Origin of the sequence: Glutamicibacter halophytocola (assembly GCF_001302565.1) — a bacterium.
In the GTDB taxonomy this organism is placed as follows: Bacteria; Actinomycetota; Actinomycetes; order Actinomycetales; family Micrococcaceae; genus Glutamicibacter; species Glutamicibacter halophytocola.
Map to the genome: position 1 here is coordinate 2,194,976 of NZ_CP012750.1, position 17,402 is coordinate 2,212,377.

Genomic DNA, 17,402 nt, shown 5'->3' on the forward strand with positions numbered 1-17,402 from the left:
TGGGGTGACATGGAAAATGTGCGTCAAAACATAGGGTGTCATAACGCACATCTTCAGCAGCGGCACGAGCCGTTGTTGCCTACTTGACCTGATCGACCACGGTTTCGGCTACCTGTCGCATGCTCAGGCGGCGGTCCATGGAGGTCTTCTGGATCCAGCGGAACGCTTCTGGCTCGGTCAGCCCCATCTTCGTGATCAACAGGCTCTTGGCACGATCAACCAGCTTGCGGGTTTCGAACTGCTCAGCCAGGTTGCTGACTTCTTCTTCCAGGGCACGCAGCTCGTCATTGCGCGAGATGGCGATCTCGATGGCCGGAGTCAGATCGCCCGGGGTGAAAGGCTTCACCACGTAGGCCATGGCGCCGGCTTCGCGGGCACGTTCCACCAGTTCCTTCTGGCTGAACGCGGTCAGCAGCACCACCGGGGCAATGCGCTCCTTGACGATCGCCTCGGCAGCGGTAATGCCATCCATCACCGGCATCTTCACGTCCATGAGCACCAAATCCGGCTTGAGCTCGCGGGCCTTGTCCAAAGCGGCTTGCCCGTTATCGGCCTCGGCGACAACTTCATAGCCTTCGGATCGCAGGATTTCGACAATATCCAGTCGGATCAGGGTTTCATCTTCGGCAACGAGAACACGACGCGGGGTGGACTGCACCTCGGATGGAATTCGGGTGATTTCGGGTAGTTCGCTCATTGGCGTCTTCCTCCATGGTCAAAAATCCTGTCCGTGCGAGGGACAGCAAATAGATGGTTTCCGATAGCGAAGCCACGTTGCCTCGGTTTCACATACAAGCCTACTTGCATGTACTCTGGTTCAGGCGAAGACGCGAGGATCCTGATTAGGAATTCTGGAAAACCTCTAGTAAAGTAGTCAAAGTGCCAGCCCAAGTGGCGGAATCGGTAGACGCGCCGCACTCAAAATGCGGTATCGAAAGATGTGTGGGTTCGAGTCCCACCTTGGGCACAGCGAAGCAGCCGCTGGACCGGAGATTTTCTCCGGTCCAGCGGTTTTTTTGCGCCCAAAATCGATGCGGCTGTGACCGAGTCCACACCAGTGGATTTCAGTCCCAGCCAAGCAAAAAGTTCCGCTGCCCGATGCCATATGGCGTCGGGCAGCGGAACTTTTAAGGTCTCAGCGTAAAAAGCTGCTGCTACAGGGACTCAGGAGTTGAAACATTCTCCGCTGCCCATGGGCCAACCTTCTCGCGGGCTGGCATTGGCTTGCCGTCAACCAGCTGGCCTGCATCGGCCAGATCGCCGATCTTGTGCACGCGAAGCGAGTTGGTGGAGCCTGCCTGCCCTGGAGGGGAACCGGCGGCAATGCAGACCAGGTCGTTGATCTCAGCCAAGCCCTCGGAGAGCAGCGCCTCGTCCACCTGGGCGGTCATCTTGTCGGTATGGTCCGCGTAAGCCACCAGGCGAGCCTGGATGCCCCACATCAGGGTCATGATGTTGTAGGTCTGCTGCAGCGGGGTGAACGCCAGCACAGGCTTCTTCGGGCGCAAGCGCGAGAGGCGGCGTGCCGAGTCGCCGGACTGGGTGAAGGCCACAATGTACTTCGCATCGAGCTGATCCGAGATCTCCACAGCGGCACGGGTGATGGCACCGCCGCGGGTCTTGGGCTTGGAGCCCAGGCGCGGGATGCGATCCAGGCCGTGCTCTTCGGTGGAAGAGATGATGCGGGACATGGTTTCCACGGTTTCCACCGGGTAGGCGCCAACCGAGGTCTCCCCCGACAGCATGACTGCGTCCGCGCCATCGAGAACTGCGTTGGCGCAGTCCGAAGCTTCGGCGCGGGTCGGAGTTGGCGACTCGATCATCGATTCGAGCACCTGGGTGGCAACGATGACCGGCTTGGCCCAGCGGCGTGCGAGCTCAACAGCGCGCTTCTGCACCACGGGAACCTCTTCCAGCGGCAATTCCACGCCGAGGTCGCCACGGGCCACCATGATGGCGTCGAACGCGTTGATGATCTCTTCCAGCGCTGCCACGGCCTGCGGCTTCTCGATCTTGGCGATCACCGGTACGCGGCGGCCTTCTTCGTCCATGATTTCGTGCACGCGCGAAATGTCTTCTGCGTTGCGCACGAAGGACAGAGCGACCATGTCGACGCCGGCACGCAGTGCCCAACGCAGGTCGTCCTCGTCCTTTTCGCTCAATGCGGGTACGTTCACTGCGACGCCCGGCAGGTTGATGCCCTTGTTATTGGACACTTCGCCGCCGACGATGACCTCCGAGCGCACCGAGGTCGCGTCAACCTCAACAGCCTTGAGCTTGACCTTGCCGTCGTTGACCAGCAGGAAATCCCCTGGCTTCACATCTTCTGGGAGGCCCTTGAAAGTGGTCGAGCACAGGTTTCGGGTGCCTTCCACATCATCAATGGTGATGGTGAATTCCTCGCCAGCTTCGAGGATGTACTTCGCGTTGTCCTTGAAGCGGCCCAAACGGATCTTCGGGCCCTGCAGGTCGGCGAAGATGCCGACCGCACGGCCGATCTCCGCTGCCGCGTTGCGCACGTTCGCCAGCGATTGCGCGTGCATGGAGTGGTCTCCATGGCTCATGTTCAAGCGTGCTACATCCACGCCTGCTTTTAGTACCGCTACAGTGTTTTCATAGCTCGCCAGGGCTGGACCCCAGGTTGCCACAATCTTTGCGCGTCTCATTCCGTCAGCCAAATGCCTTTCATGTTCACATAGGCAAAATGCGGCCCACCCGGATATCGGGTGCGCCGCATTCAAGCCTATGACACTCAAATGATGCTGATGGCCCTATCGGTTGGAGCTACCGGTGCAGGAAGGGTGGTCGAGCCCATGAGGAACTGATCGACCGAAGCTGCGCAAGCGCGGCCTTCGGCGATAGCCCACACGATCAGCGACTGTCCCCGACCGGCGTCTCCGGCGACGAAGACCGATTCGGTGTTCGTCTTGTAGTAGCCATCTCGGGCGACGTTGCCCCGGTTGTCGAATTCGATACTGACCTGTTCGTCCAGCCCTGAAACTTCAGGCCCGGTGAACCCGAGGGCAAGCAAAACCAAATCCGCAGTGATGACGCGTTCGGTTCCAGGCTTCGGGAGGCGCTTGCCAGCAACAAATTCTGTCTCTGCAACTGTAACACCGATCACCTTGTTCTGCTCAGTTCCCTCGCCGGCGACGAAGTTCACAGTCGACGCGAGGTAGCTGCGTTCGCCGCCTTCTTCGTGCGAGGACTGCACCTCGAAGAGCACTGGCATCATTGGCCACGGCTGGTTTTCGCTGCGTTCGGTGCCCGGCTGCTTGCCGATGGCCAGCGTCGTAACACTGGCCGCGCCCTGGCGCAAAGCGGTGCCGATGCAGTCCGAGCCGGTGTCGCCGCCGCCGAGGATGATCACGTGCTTGCCCTTGGCATCGATTTTGCGCTCGCTGCTGGTACCGGCAACAACGCGGTTGTTGTCGGTGAGGAACTCCATGGCGTGGTGCACGCCTTCAAGCTTGTTGCCGGGTACCGGAAGCTCGCGTGGCACGGTGGCACCAGTGGCAACAATCACCGCGTCGTAGTCGCGCTGCAGCTGCTTCCAGGTGATGTCCTTGCCGATTTCGATGCCGGTGCGGAAGATCGTGCCTTCCTCGCGCATCTGGTCCAGGCGGCGATCGATGATCTGCTTTTCCAGCTTGAAGTCCGGAATGCCGAAGCGCAGCAGCCCGCCGATGGCCTCATCGCGTTCGTATACGGCCACAGTGTGTCCGGCACGGGTCAGCTGCTGGGCGGCAGCCAGTCCGGCAGGGCCCGAACCCACGATGGCGACACGGTGCTCGGTGTGGCGCGCTGGCGGCTGCGGGACAAAGTCCCCGGCATCCATCAGGTGCTCGGCCAGTTCGGCCTCAACCTGCTTGATGGTCACCGCAGGCTGGTTGATCCCGAGCACGCAGGAGGACTCGCACGGTGCAGGGCAGAGCTTGCCGGTCAGCTCCGGGAAGTTGTTGGTGGACAGCAGCCGGGCTGCCGCATCATCCAAGCGGCCCTTGTAGGTCAGGTCGTTGAACTCCGGTATCAGGTTGCCCAGCGGGCAGCCCTGGTGGCAGAACGGAATGCCGCAGTCCATGCAGCGCGACGCCTGCTGCTGCAGGGTGCCGTCCTTCTGCCGTTCGACAACTTCCTTGTAGTCCATCAGGCGCACCGGTACGGGGCGCTTAGGTTGGGTGACGCGCTCGGTCACCTTCAGGAATCCGCGTGGATCAGCCACGGGTCACCTCCAAAATCTTGTTCCATACCTGTGGCGAATCAGGGTTCTGCCCGTTGGCTTCGGCATCGCTGCGCACCTGCTGCACGGCTGCGAAGTCGCGCGGGGTGATGCTGGTGATGCGGTTGCGGGTTTCTTCCCAATTCAGCACCAGGCGCTGTGCCAATGGCGATGCGGTCTGGGCGATGTGCTCGGTGAGCAGCTCGTGGATGCGCTCGGCTTCCTGGTCGGTGATCGGGGTGATCAGCAGGTCGCCCTGGCTGGCTGCCAGCGGGTTGAGCTTGGCTTCGTCGAAGTCGACGACCCAGGCGACACCGCCGGAGAAGCCCGCGCCGAAGTTGCGGCCGGTCTCCCCCAGGATCAGCACCTCGCCACCGGTCATGTACTCGCAACCGTGTTCGCCGATGCCCTCGGTGATGATGCTCGCCCCGGAGTTTCGGACAGCGAAGCGTTCGCCGACCATGCCGTTGATGAACATCGAGCCGCTGGTGGCGCCGTAGCCCACCACGTTGCCGGCGATCACCTGTTCTTCCGGTGCGGAAGTGGTGCTCGTTGGCGGGTGGATGACGATCTTGCCGCCGGACAGGCCCTTGCCCACGTAGTCATTGGCGTCGCCGTCCAGGGACAGGGTGACACCGGCGGGCAGGAAGGCGCCGAGCGACTGGCCGGCACGCCCGGCAAGGTTCACCGTGATGGTGTCCTCGTCCAGGGTCTCCAGCCCGAAGGTCTTGGTGACGTGGTGGCCCAGCAGCGTGCCCACCGAACGGTCGGTGTTCACGATCGGCGCCTCGATGGTCACCGGAATGCGATCGGACAAGGCCGGGGTCGCGGCAGCCAGCAGGCGCTGGTCCAGGTGGTTGTCCAATCCGTGGTCCTGGCCAATGCGGCGCCGGCGGGCAGCAAGCTCAACAGCGGGCTGGTGGGTGATTGCCTCCAGCGCCAGGCCGGTGACCTTGCGGTGCGCGCCCAGCTGCTCGGCGTCGGTTTCCAGCAATTCCACGCGGCCGATCACTTCGTCCAGGGTGCGCGCACCCAGGGAAGCGAGCAGTTCGCGGACTTCCTGGGCGATGAACTCGAAGAAGTTCACCACGAATTCGGCCTTGCCGCTGAAGCGCTCGCGCAGCACAGGGTTCTGTGTCGCCACGCCCACCGGGCAGGTGTCCAGATGGCAGACGCGCATCATGATGCAGCCCGAAACCACCAGCGGCGCGGTGGCAAAACCGAACTCCTCGGCACCCAGCAGGGCACCGATCAGCACGTCGCGGCCGGTCTTGAGCTGGCCGTCGACCTGCACGGTCACGCGATCGCGCAAGCCGTTGAGGATCAGCGTCTGCTGGGCCTCGGCCAGGCCGAGCTCCCATGGGGTGCCCGCGTGCTTCAGCGAGTTCATCGGCGAAGCGCCGGTGCCGCCGTCATGCCCGGAAATCAGCACCACGTCGGCCTTGGCCTTGGCCACGCCGGCGGCCACGGTGCCGATGCCGGACTCGGAGACCAGCTTCACGTGCACGCGCGCCGAAGGGTTGGAGCACTTGGCATCGTGGATCAGCTGGGCCAGGTCCTCGATCGAGTAGATGTCGTGGTGCGGTGGCGGGGAGATCAGCCCGACACCCGGGGTGGAGTGGCGGGTCTTGGCGATCCAGGGGTAGAGCTTCTGGCTCATCAGCTGGCCGCCCTCGCCCGGCTTGGCGCCCTGGGCCATCTTGATCTGGATGTCATCCGCGTTGGTCAGGTACAAGCTGGTCACGCCGAAACGGCCCGAGGCGATCTGCTTGACCGCGCTGCGCCGCTCGGGGTCGAGCAGGCGCTCCGGATCCTCGCCGCCTTCGCCGGTGTTGGACTTGCCGCCCAAGCGGTTCATGGCGATGGCCAGGGTCTCGTGGGCTTCGGCGGAGATCGAGCCGTAGCTCATCGCACCGGTGGCGAAGCGCTTCACGATTTCGGAGACCGGCTCCACCTCGTCGATGTCGATCGGGGTGATGCCCTCGGTCTTCAGCTTCAGCAGCCCGCGCAGGGTCTTGAGCTGCGCGGCCTGGTCGTCCACTGCCTTGGTGTACTCCTTGAACACGTCATAGCGGCGGGTTCGGGTGGAGTGCTGCAGGCGGAAAACAGTCTGCGGGTCGAACAGGTGCGGCGGGCCCTCGCGGCGCCACTGGTATTCGCCGCCGACCTCAAGCTCGTTGGCCTGGGACGCACCGTCGATTTCCGGGTAGGCGCGGGCATGGCGGGCAGCGGCCTCGGCGGCCACCACATCCAGTTCGATGCCCGAGAGCTTGGTGGTGGTGCCAGTGAAGTACTGGTCGACCACGCGCTGGGACAGGCCCACGGCTTCGAAGGTCTGCGCGCCGCAGTAGCTGGAGACCGTGGAAATGCCCATTTTGGACATGATCTTCAGCACGCCCTTGCCCAGGGCCTTGATCAGGTTCGAGTTGGCGGTTGGGCCGTCAACCCCTGGCAGCTCGCCCTCTTCGGCCATCTGCTCCACCGATTCCAGCGCCAGGTACGGGTTGATCGCGGCAGCGCCGTAGCCGATCAGCACCGCAATGTGGTGCACTTCGCGGGCGTCGCCGGATTCGATGATCAGCGAGGCGCGGGTGCGGTTCGAGCTCTTGAGCAGGTGGTGGTGGACCGCCGAGGTCAGCAGCAAGGAAGGGATCGGAGCCCAGGCCGCGGAAGAATCGCGGTCGGAAAGCACGATGTAGCGCACGCCGCGGTTCACCGCAGCGGAGACCTTCTCGCAGATTTCCTGCAGGCGGGCGCGCAGCTCTGATTCGCCGCCGGCCGGGCGGTAGAGCCCGCGGACCTTCAGCGAGAGCTTGGATCCGGACTCGTCGCGCAGGTTCACGATCTTGGCCAGCTGGTCGTTGGTCAACACCGGGTAGTCCAAGGCGATCTGGGTCTGCGGAACCTTGTCCAGGCTCAGCAGGTTGCCGTCGGGCCCGATGGTGGTGCGCATCGAGGTGACCAGCTCTTCGCGGATGGCATCCAGCGGCGGGTTGGTGACCTGGGCGAAGGACTGGGTGAAGTAGTCGAAGAGCAGGCGCTGGCGGTCTGCCAGGGCCGCGATCGGCGTATCGGTGCCCATGGCGGCCAGCGGCTCGGCGCCGGCGGTGGCCATCGGGGCGAGCAGCACCCGCAGTTCTTCGGTGGTGTAGCCGAAGGTCAGCTGGCGCAGCAGCACGGAAGCCGAGTTGTGGCGCACGTGCTCCAGGTCCGGGAAGTCCGCCAGGGTCTTCATATTGTGCGAGACCCATTCGCGCCATGGCTTGGCCGCGGCGACCTCGGCCTTGATTTCGGAGTCTTCAACGATGCGGCCGGCATTCAGGTCGACGGCGAACATCTTGCCCGGGGCGACACGGCCCTTGGAGACAATGTGCTCCTCTGCCACGTCGATCACGCCGACCTCGCTGGCCAGCACGACCAGGTCGTCATCGGTGACCCACCAGCGGGCCGGGCGCAGGCCATTGCGGTCCAGCACGGCGCCGGCCATCTGGCCGTCGGTGAAGCACACTGCTGCCGGGCCATCCCATGGCTCGATCAGCATCGAGTGGTACTGGTAGAAGGCACGCAGGTCCTCATCCATCTGGGTGTCGTTTTCCCATGGCTGAGGGATCATCATCATGATCGCTTCGGTCACGTTGCGGCCCGAGAGCATGAGCATTTCGGCCACTTCGTCGAAGCTGGCCGAGTCCGAGGCACCCGGGGTGCAGATCGGGAACAGCTCCTCGGGCACTTCGCCCAGCAGCGTGGAGTCCAGGGTGGACTGGCGGGCGCGCATCCAGTTGCGGTTGCCCTTAACCGTGTTGATCTCGCCGTTGTGCGCGATGGTGCGGAACGGCTGGGCCAGCGGCCACGAAGGGAAGGTGTTGGTGGAGAAGCGCGAGTGCACGATCGCGCAGCGGCTGGTGAAGCTCGCCTCGGACAGGTCCGGGTAGAACGGCTCGAGCTGCGCGGTGGAGACCATGCCCTTGTAGACGATGGACTGCGCGGAGAAGGAGGCGAAGTAGACGCCCATCTTGTTGTGCGCGCGGCGGCGGATGCGCCAGGCCGCTGCATCGAGTTCGCGGCTGCTCAAGGCCGGTGCTCCGGCAGGCGAGGCGACAAAGAACTGGGTGATGTAGGGCATGACCTTGCGGGCCGAAGCGCCCAGGACCGAGGCGTCGACTGGCACTTCGCGCCAGCCCAATACCGACAGGTTCTCTTCGGCAGCGAGGCTTTCAAGTTCGGACTGCGCGAATTCGCGCTCCTTGGTTTCCGCTGGCAAAAAGCCCATGCCCACGGCGTACGATCCGGCCTGAGGCAGCGGGAAGCTCGTGGCGCTGCGCAAGAACGCGTCGGGCATGTGCAGCAGGATGCCTGCACCGTCACCAGTGCCTTCGTCAGCGCCGATGGCGCCGCGGTGTTCCAGGCGGCGCAAAGCGGTCAGCGCGTGCACGACGATGTCGTGGCTGGATTCGTTTTTCAGGGACGCAATCATTGCCAGACCGCAGGCGTCCTTTTCAGCTGCTGGGTCATACAGCCCCTGCGCGCCGGGCAGCGCCGCGAAGCGGGTGTATGGCGAGGCAACGTCCTCGCCATAGCCTGGCGAGGCGTTCATTTGGACTCCGGTCATGCTCATGAGCGTGCCTTTCTGTGGTTCATGCAGGATAGGCGCGCCGACCCCTTAGGCAAAGAGTATATTTCTTGCAAGGGCGACCGGCCGCCTGAATGTCTCATCGACTTGAAACGTATCGACAGTGCCAAGCGGGGTATGCCTGCGTATCGAGGTTTCGGGGACGAACATTTCCCACCTCGTTGTGGTACTGCATCGCAGGTCCGCTCCAGGGGTTGAGGGCCCATCGCGATGCCAACATCACACGTTACGCAATTTTTGTTTCTCCAGTGCGACCGTTTGTGTTTCAGAAATGTTAAAAACGGGGCCCGCGCGCTGCCGCTTCAACCTGGCCCCGTGAGGTCGAAACCCTGAAAAACGGTTTTGTCTACCAGTTTCTGAGGCTTTTTCATGTTTCAGGAATGTTGCGGAGACTTATCGTGGGCCGCGAGAAATTATTTCCGATTTTTTCGACAGGTTTCGCCATACTTGGCCGATCGCGCGTCATGAAAGCAGCATCGGGCCGCCGGCGCGGGCGGCAAGACAGCTGCGGCCGACAAGTTGGCATACTTGTCGGCCGATCAGCACTTGCCCGGAGCCAGGGTCGAAAACCTGGCACCTTCGCTATTCGATATTTTTTTCCTGCGGCCCCTCGCCTGCGGCGTCGGCCGATGCCTCGGTGCCGGCCGGGTTTGCGCCCTCGGCCGCCGCTTCAGGCTTGCGCCCTGGCAGGAAGAACGGATCGGCATCCTGGCGGCGGGTTCGCTTCAGGACCAGGAACAAGGCGATGGCTCCGGCGATCACCAGCGCGATGGCCAGCCACTGGTGCACCCTGAGGCCCAGCGGCCCGATGGTGATGATTTCGGCCGGGTCCAGGCGCAGGGACTCGGTGAAGGTGCGGCCGATGCCGTACCAGATCATGTAGCAGCAGAACATCGCTCCGCGGCGCAGCTTGAACTTGCGGTCCAGCCCGATCAGCACCAGCGCGCCGAGCACGTTCCACAGCGACTCGTAGAGGAAGGTCGGGTGGAAGAGCGTGTCGGCGGGCAGGCCAGCTGGGAAATTGTAGCTGTTCGGGTCGATCTCCAGGCCCCAGGGCAGCGTGGTCGGTGCGCCGAAGAGCTCCTGGTTGAACCAGTTGCCCCAGCGTCCGATGGCCTGGGCCAGCAGCAGCCCCGGCACGGCCGCGTCGGCGAAGGCCGAGAGCCGGATGCCCGCCTTGCGGCAGCCGATCCAGGCACCCAGGGCACCGAGGGATACCGCGCCCATGATTCCCAGCCCGCCCAGCCACAGCTGGGGTATCTCGGCCCAGTGCGCCTGTTGCCCGCCCAGCCCGAAGTAGTACATCGGGTCGGTGATCATCACGTGGTATAGCCGGCCGCCGATGATGCCAAAGGGGATCGCCCAGATCGCGATGTCCCAGAGCATGTCGGAATTGCCGCCGCGGGCCTGCATCCGCTTATTGGTCAGCCACAGCGCCAGCAGGATGCCGGCCAGGATGCACAGCGCGTAGGCATGGATGGTCAGCGGCCCGATGCTGAATTTGGACAGCTCCGATGGCGGGGAGGGAATGGAGGCTGGCAGGGCCAGGGCCAGCTGGGTGCTGATGCCCATCAGGCTCGTCCGCTCAGTTCAGCTGCGAGGCGGCCAACCGCTGGCACTCCCCCGTCGCGCAAGGCGGCCACCAGGGCGGTACCGACGATCACGCCGTCAGCGTAGGCACCGATTTCTTCCACGTGCTCGCGGCGCGAGACGCCAAGGCCCACGCAGGCGTTGGCTGCGCCGGCCCGGTGCGCGGCGGCAACTACGGCTTCGGCGGCCGAGGAGACTTCGCTGCGCGCGCCGGTGACGCCCATCAGCGATACGCAGTAGATGAATCCGCTGGAGGCATCCACGGTGCGTTGCACGCGCTCTTCGGTGGAGGATGGGGCAATCAAGAAGACGCGCTCCAGATCGTGCTTGGTGCTCGCCTCGATCCACTCGTCGGCTTCATCCGGGACCAGATCCGGGGTGATCAGGCCGGCGCCGCCAGCTTCGGCGAAGCGGCGGGAGAACTCGTCCACGCCCAGGCGGAGCACCGGGTTCCAGTAGGTCATGACCATCACGGCCACATCGGTGCGTTCGGTGATGCCGCGGACGATATCGAAAATCTGCGGCACCTTGAAGCCGTTGGCCAGCGACTGCACCGTGGCTTCCTGGATGACCTGTCCGTCCATGACCGGGTCGGAATAGGGAATGCCGATTTCGATGATGTCCACGCCGTTTTCGGCCAGCGCCACGGCGGCTTCAATGCTCGTCGGGACATCCGGGAAACCAGCTGGCAGGTAGCCGATCAATGCGGGGCGGCCCTCGGCACGGGCGGCTGCGATCTTTTCAGCACTAGTCACGCGGGTCATCTACTTCTCCTCGGAGTTCTGCGAGTTGGCCGCGTTGATTTCGGCTTCGGCATCTTTTTCGTCGATCATGTTGAACCAGGCGGCGGCGGTGCCCACGTCCTTGTCCCCGCGGCCCGAGAGGTTCGCGATGATGATGGTCTCCTGCGGCACGACGCCCTCGGCGATCTTGCGCTGGGCCAGGCGGATGGTGCCAGCCAGGGCGTGCGCGGACTCGATCGCCGGCAGGATGCCCTCGGTGCGGCACAGCGCCTTGAACGCATCCATGGCCTCGGTGTCGGTGACCGGTTCGTAGCTGACGCGGCCGATGTCGGCCAGGTAGGCGTGCTCCGGGCCGACGCCCGGGTAGTCCAGCCCGGCGGAAATGGAGTGCGACTCGATGGTCTGGCCGTCGTCGTCCTGCATCAGGTAGGACTTCGCGCCGTGCAGCACGCCCGGGCGGCCCAGGGTGATGGTGGCGGCGTGGCGGTCGGTGTCCACGCCGTCGCCGCCGGCTTCGAAGCCGTAGATCTCGACCTCTGGGTCATCGAGGAAACCGTGGAAGATGCCGATCGCGTTCGATCCGCCGCCGATGCAGGCGGTGACCGCGTCGGGCAGGCGCCCGGCCTGGGCCAGGATCTGCTCGCGGGCCTCGTCGCCGATCACCTCGTGGAAGTAGCGCACCATGGCCGGGAAAGGAGCGCCGCCGGCGGCGGTGCCCAGCAGGTAGTGGGTGTTCTCCACATTCGCCACCCAGTCGCGCAGGGCTTCGTTGATGGCGTCCTTCAGCGTCTGGGAGCCGACGGTTACCGGGATGACGGTGGCGCCGAGCAGCCGCATCCGGGCCACGTTCAGCGCCTGCCGGCGGGTATCCTCGGCGCCCATGTAGACCACGCATTCCAGGCCCATCAGGGCCGCGGCGGTCGCCGAAGCCACACCGTGCTGGCCAGCACCGGTTTCAGCGATGATGCGGGTCTTGCCCATGCGCTTGGCCAGCAATGCCTGGCCGAGCACGTTGTTGATCTTGTGGCTGCCGGTGTGGTTCAAGTCTTCGCGCTTGAGGAAGATCCGCACCCCGCCGCAGTACTGCTGCGAGAAGCGCTTGGCCTCGGTGAGCAGCGAAGGGCGTCCCGAATAGTTCTTGTTCAGGTCCTTGATCTGGGCGACGAACTCGGGGTCCTTCTTGGCCGCTTCGAAGGTCTCGTTCAGCTCGTCCATGGCGGCCATGAGGGACTCGGGCATCCATCGTCCGCCGTAGGCGCCAAAATAGGGGCCACTGGCGTGCCTTAGCGACTGTGCATCGATCGACTGGCCGTGCGCGGAATTCTCCGGGGTGCTCATCGATTCCCTCTTTTCTCAAACGAAGCTTGATTCATGGTATGTCTCGTGCCCCGCCGGAAGCTCCTGCGGGGCACGTGAAAGTTAGTTCCTGGTTCCTTGGCTCCGCGGCGGCTAGCGCTGCGGTTTGGCTTCGGTTCCGGCGGTGATGAACTCGGCGACGGTGGATCGCGGATTCGCGTGCTTCACCAGGGCCTCGCCCACCAGGATGGCATCGGCGCCGGCCGCGCCGTACTGGGCGACCTGCTCGGTGGATTCAACACCGGATTCGGCGATGATCACCGCTTCGGCTGGGATCAGCGGGGCAAGCTTGCCGAAGGTCGCAGGATCGACGTCGAGCGTCTTCAAATTGCGCACGTTGACCCCGATGATCTTTGCTCCGGCCTTCAGCGCACGCTGGATTTCTTCCTCGGTGTGCGTCTCGACCAGGGCGTTCATTCCCAGCTGATGCGTTAATTCTAGGAAAGTTTTCAGCAACTGATCATCCAGCGCCGCAACAATGAGCAATACGAGGTCCGCGCCGTGGGCCCGGGCCTCGTAAATCTGGTACTCATCAACCGTGAAGTCCTTGCGGAGCACCGGAATCTGCACCGCCGCGCGCACAGCATCCAGGTCAGCCAGCGAACCGCCAAAGCGGCGGGCTTCGGTGAGCACCGAAATCACCGAGGCGCCTCCGGCCTCGTACTCGGCGGCCAGAACGGCAGGCTCGGCAATCTCCGCCAGCGCGCCCTTGGATGGGGACTTGCGCTTGACCTCGGAAATCACCCGCAGGGCGTGATCCCGTGCGTCCTGCTGGTCGCCGCCGCCCAAGGCCGCGAATGCGTCGCGGGCCGGGGCAGCTTCAGCGGCGGCGGCCTTGATGGCCTCTAGGCTGGTGGTTGCGCGACGGGCGCCCAGGTCTTCCCGGACGCCCGCGATGATGTCATCAAGAACAGTCAATTTAGTGCGATGCTCCACTGCGTGCGCCACCGACGCCAAAGCCGGCGGCTTTCAGGATGGCGCCAACGACCAGGCCAAGAACGACAATGCCGCAGCCGACCCAGACGATGGACCAGGCCAGGTTCGCGAAAGCGATGCCGCCGACGATGAAACCTACGGTCATGATCAGCACGCAGCTCCAGGCTGCGATGGAGTTACCGTGGCCAATCTCTTCGGCGTATACCGGATCGATCTCGGTGTTCTGCGACATTTCTCGCGTTCTCCTTATGTTTGTTGATGCGCCGCGGCCCAGGATGCAGGCCGGCGTCGCTGGTCTTCAGAAACCATTCTGCCATCTGTGCCCGGTCACATCCTATTTGCCCGGGCTTTCGTTTCAAATCGGTGGCGCGAATCACCACCGGTCTTGCTATTTGGCTTCGGAGGTAGGATCCTCGCCGGCCGAAAGCTGCTCCCAGTTCGCGATGCTCCGCGAGGAGGCGTCCTTGGGCACGCTGGCGCTCTTGGCTGCCTGGCGGTCGTACTTGCTGGCTTTGGTTGGCCAGTGGCGCGCGAAGGCAAACGTCAGCACCGCCTGGAGGGCCATCAGGATGCCCGCCGCAATGGCGATCACCGGCCACGCGGTCACCGAGTAGTCGCCCGCATTTTGGGCCAGGCCGGTCGCCTCGGCCACGGCGGTGGCCGCCACGGCCTGCGGATCGCCCAGCGCGCCGGCTCCCGCGGCAATTGCCGACACGCCGGCCAGCAGGCTCAGCGCCGCGATGATATAGCGGGCGATCTTTCCGGCAATCAGCAGGGCCAGCGACGCGGCGAGCACAACCACGCACACGGCGGTGACCGATGCGGCAGCGCTCGCGCCGTCGATCACGATCTGCGGGATCTGCACCGAGCTGGCGGCCACGTCCACGGTGATCCAGGTTCGGGTTGCGGACCAGAATCCCAGCAGGGCGCCGAGCACGCCAACCATGGCCAGGTACCGGGCACTGGTCAATTTCTTCACTTGCGTTCACCTAGTTCGGTGTTGATGGTATGTGCTGCGTGCATGGATTGCGCGGCCCAAACGGCGCGCAATGGCGCGGCCGCCTTGTTCACGGTCTCCAATGCCTCGTCGGCGAACTTGGAATCGTTCACGATGCCGCCGCCGGCCTGCACATAGGCGCGTCCGCCCTTGAGCAGCGCGGAGCGGATCGCGATCGCCATATCCATATCGCCGGCAAAGTCGAGGTAGCCCACGACTCCGCCGTAGATGCCACGGCGGTACGGCTCATATTCGTCGAGCAGCTGCAGGGCGCGCGGCTTCGGCGCACCGGAGAGCGTGCCTGCCGGGAAGGTCGCGGCCAGCACGTCGTAGGCGTCAACATCATCGCGGGTCTTGCCCACGACATTGGACACCAGGTGCATGATGTGGCTGAAGTGCTCGACTTCCATGAACTGGGTGACCTCCACGGTGCCCGCTTGGCAGACCCGGGACAGGTCGTTGCGTGACAAATCGACCAGCATCAGGTGCTCGGCCCGTTCCTTCTCGTCATTCACCAGCGACTTCTCGAAGAGCTGGTCATCCTCGTAGTTCGCGCCACGCGGACGGGAACCGGCGATCGGGTGGGTGACCACATGCGAATCGTTGACCGTCACCAGCGCTTCGGGCGAGGAGCCGACGATCTCAAAGGCCTCGCCAACTTCGTTGACGAAGTTGAACAGGTACATGTACGGGCTCGGGTTGGTGGCACGCAGCACCCGGTAGACATCCAGCGCGTCGGCCTGGGTCTCCAATTCGAAGCGCCGGGAGACCACGATCTGGAACACCTCGCCGTCCACGATCGCGGTCTTGGACTTGGCCAGCGCCTCAAGGTACTCGTTTTCCGCCCACGAATGGGTGACTTCGTCCATGAGCTTTTCGCGCGGAACGTCGGTTCCGGAAAGCACCGAGGCGGTGGCTTCCACGGGCTGGGCCAATTGGTCGAGCATCGCCTGCAAGCGCGCCACCGCGTCGTCGTAGGCTTCATCGACGTTCTCGTCGCTGCCGTTGAAATTAATGGCGTTGGCGATCAGCGTCACCGTGCCCTCGACCGAATCATGGGCCGCCATATCGGCAACCAGATTCATGCTCAGCTCTGGCAAGTTCAGGTCATCCAACGGCGGATTTGGCAGCTTTTCCCAGTGGCGCACGCATTCCCAGCCGACGAACCCGACCATGCCGCCGGTCAGCGGAGGCATGCCCGGCACCGGCTCGGTCTTCAAAGCGCGCACGGTATCGCGCAGCACCTCGACGCCGATGCCGCCATCGGGCAGGCCTTCGGGCGCGTGCCCCTGCCAGTAGGCTTCTCCCCCGCGGGTGCTCAAGGTGGCCGGCGAATTCACGCCGACAAACGAGTAGCGGCTCCACACCCCGCCCGGGGCTGCCGATTCCATCAAGAAGGTGCCGGGGCGCCCTTGGGCCAAAGTCCGGTAGAGCCCGATGGGCGTCAGCGAGTCGGCGAGGACCGTGATCGTTACCGGGATGACGCGGCGATCGGCCGCCAAGGTGGCGAAGTGCTCGCGCGATGGGGAAATCTTGCCGAGAGTTTTCATCAGTGTTCTTCTTCTACGTGTTGATCCCGCGCGGTCAATCCCGTGCAGGAAGCATCAAATTCCGGCCTGCCCATCCAGGCGGCCAGAAATTTGGAAAGTGCTATTCGGGGCGATTGCCGATCGCAGCTGGCAGCTGGCGATCGGTAAAGCAGGTCTCGGTCCCGGTGTGGCATGCTGCCCCCACCTGGTCCACCTGCACCAGCAATGCGTCGCCATCGCAGTCCAAAGCGACTGACTTGACGAACTGGAAGTGGCCAGAGGTATCGCCTTTGCGCCAATATTCCTGCCGGGAGCGCGAGTAGAAGGTCACCCGTCCCGTGGTCAAGGTGCGGTGCAGCGCCTCGTCGTCCATCCAGCCGAGCATCAGCACCTTGCCCGTGTCGTATTGCTGCGCGATCGCGGCGACTAGCCCATTGCCATCACGCTTGAGCCGATCGGCAATGGCTGGATCCAGGCCTGGGGTTTCGGGGCTCAAATTCGAGCCGTCGTTAGAAGTAGACATCCCCTTTAGCATACTGGTTTTAGCCCGGTTTCATTGACCTGTGACGTACTGCTCGCCAAAGCTCCCCAGGACATGGGCGACACTGCCCGCGCATTGCAGTAATCAGTGCGCGTGCCGTGCTACTTTCAGAAGTGATGCACTTAGTTCAGGCTTCCAGACTCGCGTTGGCTGAGACCTTGCTTGCCGCAGGTCCTACCGCTGACACTCTTTGCGACGGGTGGCAAACCCGTCATCTTGCCGCGCACCTTGTTGTGCGCGAGCGATCGATCCTTGCCGCGGGCGTGGTTTTCAAGCCCCTGTCCAAGAAGCTCGAGGCCAAGGTCAATGAGCTCGCCAATGCGGCGCAGTCCCCTGAACGCTATGCCTCGCTCATCCGCACTTTCCGCTCGGGTCCGGCAAAGTACTCGCCGTTTGTCATCGACAAGTTCGATCAGGCAGCAAACCTCTCCGAGTACTTCATCCACACCGAAGATGTCCGGCGTGCCCGTGCACAGTGGGCACCGCGCGTTTTGGACAAGGAATATACGGAGCTTCTCTGGCAGTCCCTGACTCGCATGTCGCGCGTCCTCTTCCGCAAGGCTCCCGTCGGAATCATCTTGACCCGCCCGGACGGCCAGCGGCACGTAGCGAAAAAGGCACCAAACGCCGTGTCGATCACTGGTCCGGTCACTGAATTGATGCTCTACGGTTTCGGGCGCATCGATCAGAGCCTCGTGCTTTTTGAAGGCGGAGAGACCGCCCTGGAAATCGTCAAAGGCTTCAAGCCCGGGTTCTAGCATTCAAGTCTTGCTCCGCTTTGACTGAATTTTTACAAACTTTGCTGTTCAAGCGCATCAGGCAAAATCTGCATGTGCACGCAAAGACACTGCACCGTTTTTT

13 protein-coding genes and 1 tRNA gene are annotated in these 17,402 nt (G+C 63.6%); 2 read left to right on the forward strand and 12 right to left on the reverse strand.

Going from position 1 to position 17,402, the window contains the following annotated elements; translation table 11 throughout:
* Positions 1–79: 79 nt before the first annotated feature.
* Complete coding sequence (locus AOZ07_RS10080; RefSeq protein ID WP_060701880.1) at positions 80–697, reverse strand: ANTAR domain-containing response regulator; 618 nt, start codon at positions 695–697, stop codon at positions 80–82.
* A 188-nt stretch (positions 698–885) separates the two neighbouring features.
* Here AOZ07_RS10080 and AOZ07_RS10085 point away from each other — a divergent pair.
* A tRNA-Leu gene (locus AOZ07_RS10085) sits at positions 886–967 on the forward strand.
* Between the two features lie 187 nt (positions 968–1,154).
* Here AOZ07_RS10085 and pyk read toward each other — a convergent pair.
* The 11 genes from pyk to hisI form a co-directional block, all read right to left on the reverse strand.
* Positions 1,155–2,666, reverse strand: coding sequence for a pyruvate kinase (gene pyk / locus AOZ07_RS10090; protein ID WP_060701881.1), 1,512 nt, complete (start codon positions 2,664–2,666; stop codon positions 1,155–1,157).
* Between the two features lie 86 nt (positions 2,667–2,752).
* Complete coding sequence (locus AOZ07_RS10095) at positions 2,753–4,222, reverse strand: glutamate synthase subunit beta (RefSeq protein ID WP_060701882.1); 1,470 nt, start codon at positions 4,220–4,222, stop codon at positions 2,753–2,755.
* On the reverse strand, positions 4,215–8,834 hold the full coding sequence (gltB, locus tag AOZ07_RS10100) for a glutamate synthase large subunit (protein ID WP_372627791.1): 4,620 nt from the start codon (positions 8,832–8,834) through the stop codon (positions 4,215–4,217). Before gltB ends, AOZ07_RS10095 begins: the two co-directional genes overlap by 8 nt.
* 597 nt (positions 8,835–9,431) lie before the next feature.
* A complete protein-coding gene (lgt, locus tag AOZ07_RS10105) occupies positions 9,432–10,421 on the reverse strand; it encodes a prolipoprotein diacylglyceryl transferase (RefSeq protein ID WP_084793212.1) in 990 nt (329 codons plus the stop codon).
* Positions 10,421–11,203: a tryptophan synthase subunit alpha gene (gene trpA, locus AOZ07_RS10110; RefSeq protein ID WP_060701883.1), complete on the reverse strand. Its 783-nt coding sequence runs from the start codon at positions 11,201–11,203 to the stop codon at positions 10,421–10,423. Before trpA ends, lgt begins: the two co-directional genes overlap by 1 nt.
* On the reverse strand, positions 11,204–12,520 hold the full coding sequence (trpB, locus tag AOZ07_RS10115) for a tryptophan synthase subunit beta (RefSeq protein WP_060701884.1): 1,317 nt from the start codon (positions 12,518–12,520) through the stop codon (positions 11,204–11,206).
* 111 nt (positions 12,521–12,631) lie between these two features.
* Positions 12,632–13,456 carry an indole-3-glycerol phosphate synthase TrpC gene (trpC, locus tag AOZ07_RS10120; RefSeq protein WP_060701885.1) on the reverse strand — a complete coding sequence of 275 codons (825 nt, stop codon included), beginning with the start codon at positions 13,454–13,456 and terminating at the stop codon, positions 12,632–12,634.
* A gap of 1 nt (position 13,457) precedes the next feature.
* Positions 13,458–13,706, reverse strand: coding sequence for an HGxxPAAW family protein (locus AOZ07_RS10125; protein ID WP_060701886.1), 249 nt, complete (start codon positions 13,704–13,706; stop codon positions 13,458–13,460).
* 156 nt (positions 13,707–13,862) lie between these two features.
* Entirely contained in the window at positions 13,863–14,453 is a 591-nt protein-coding gene (locus AOZ07_RS10130) for a Trp biosynthesis-associated membrane protein (protein WP_060701887.1), read from the reverse strand.
* Positions 14,450–16,021 (reverse strand): anthranilate synthase component I, encoded by a 1,572-nt coding sequence (locus AOZ07_RS10135; RefSeq protein ID WP_060701888.1) that lies wholly within the window; start codon positions 16,019–16,021, stop codon positions 14,450–14,452. Before AOZ07_RS10135 ends, AOZ07_RS10130 begins: the two co-directional genes overlap by 4 nt.
* 100 nt (positions 16,022–16,121) lie before the next feature.
* Positions 16,122–16,523 (reverse strand): phosphoribosyl-AMP cyclohydrolase, encoded by a 402-nt coding sequence (hisI, locus tag AOZ07_RS10140; protein WP_060701889.1) that lies wholly within the window; start codon positions 16,521–16,523, stop codon positions 16,122–16,124.
* A gap of 134 nt (positions 16,524–16,657) precedes the next feature.
* Here hisI and AOZ07_RS10145 point away from each other — a divergent pair, with 134 nt between their 5' ends.
* Positions 16,658–17,299, forward strand: coding sequence for a TIGR03085 family metal-binding protein (locus AOZ07_RS10145; protein ID WP_075972476.1), 642 nt, complete (start codon positions 16,658–16,660; stop codon positions 17,297–17,299).
* The last annotated feature ends 103 nt before the right edge of the window (positions 17,300–17,402 follow it).

Excerpts from the sequence above, each read along its gene's own strand:
- AOZ07_RS10080 (WP_060701880.1), bottom strand. The coding sequence starts at position 697 with ATGAGCGAACTACCCGAAATCACCCGAATTCCATCCGAGGTGCAGTCC.
- pyk (WP_060701881.1), bottom strand. The coding sequence starts at position 2,666 with ATGAGACGCGCAAAGATTGTGGCAACCTGGGGTCCAGCCCTGGCGAGC.
- gltB (WP_372627791.1), bottom strand. The coding sequence starts at position 8,834 with ATGAGCATGACCGGAGTCCAAATGAACGCCTCGCCAGGCTATGGCGAG.
- lgt (WP_084793212.1), bottom strand. The coding sequence starts at position 10,421 with ATGGGCATCAGCACCCAGCTGGCCCTGGCCCTGCCAGCCTCCATTCCC.
- trpA (WP_060701883.1), bottom strand. The coding sequence starts at position 11,203 with ATGACCCGCGTGACTAGTGCTGAAAAGATCGCAGCCGCCCGTGCCGAG.
- trpB (WP_060701884.1), bottom strand. The coding sequence starts at position 12,520 with ATGAGCACCCCGGAGAATTCCGCGCACGGCCAGTCGATCGATGCACAG.
- AOZ07_RS10125 (WP_060701886.1), bottom strand. The coding sequence starts at position 13,706 with ATGTCGCAGAACACCGAGATCGATCCGGTATACGCCGAAGAGATTGGC.
- AOZ07_RS10135 (WP_060701888.1), bottom strand. The coding sequence starts at position 16,021 with ATGAAAACTCTCGGCAAGATTTCCCCATCGCGCGAGCACTTCGCCACC.
- hisI (WP_060701889.1), bottom strand. The coding sequence starts at position 16,523 with ATGTCTACTTCTAACGACGGCTCGAATTTGAGCCCCGAAACCCCAGGC.
- AOZ07_RS10145 (WP_075972476.1), top strand. The coding sequence starts at position 16,658 with ATGCACTTAGTTCAGGCTTCCAGACTCGCGTTGGCTGAGACCTTGCTT.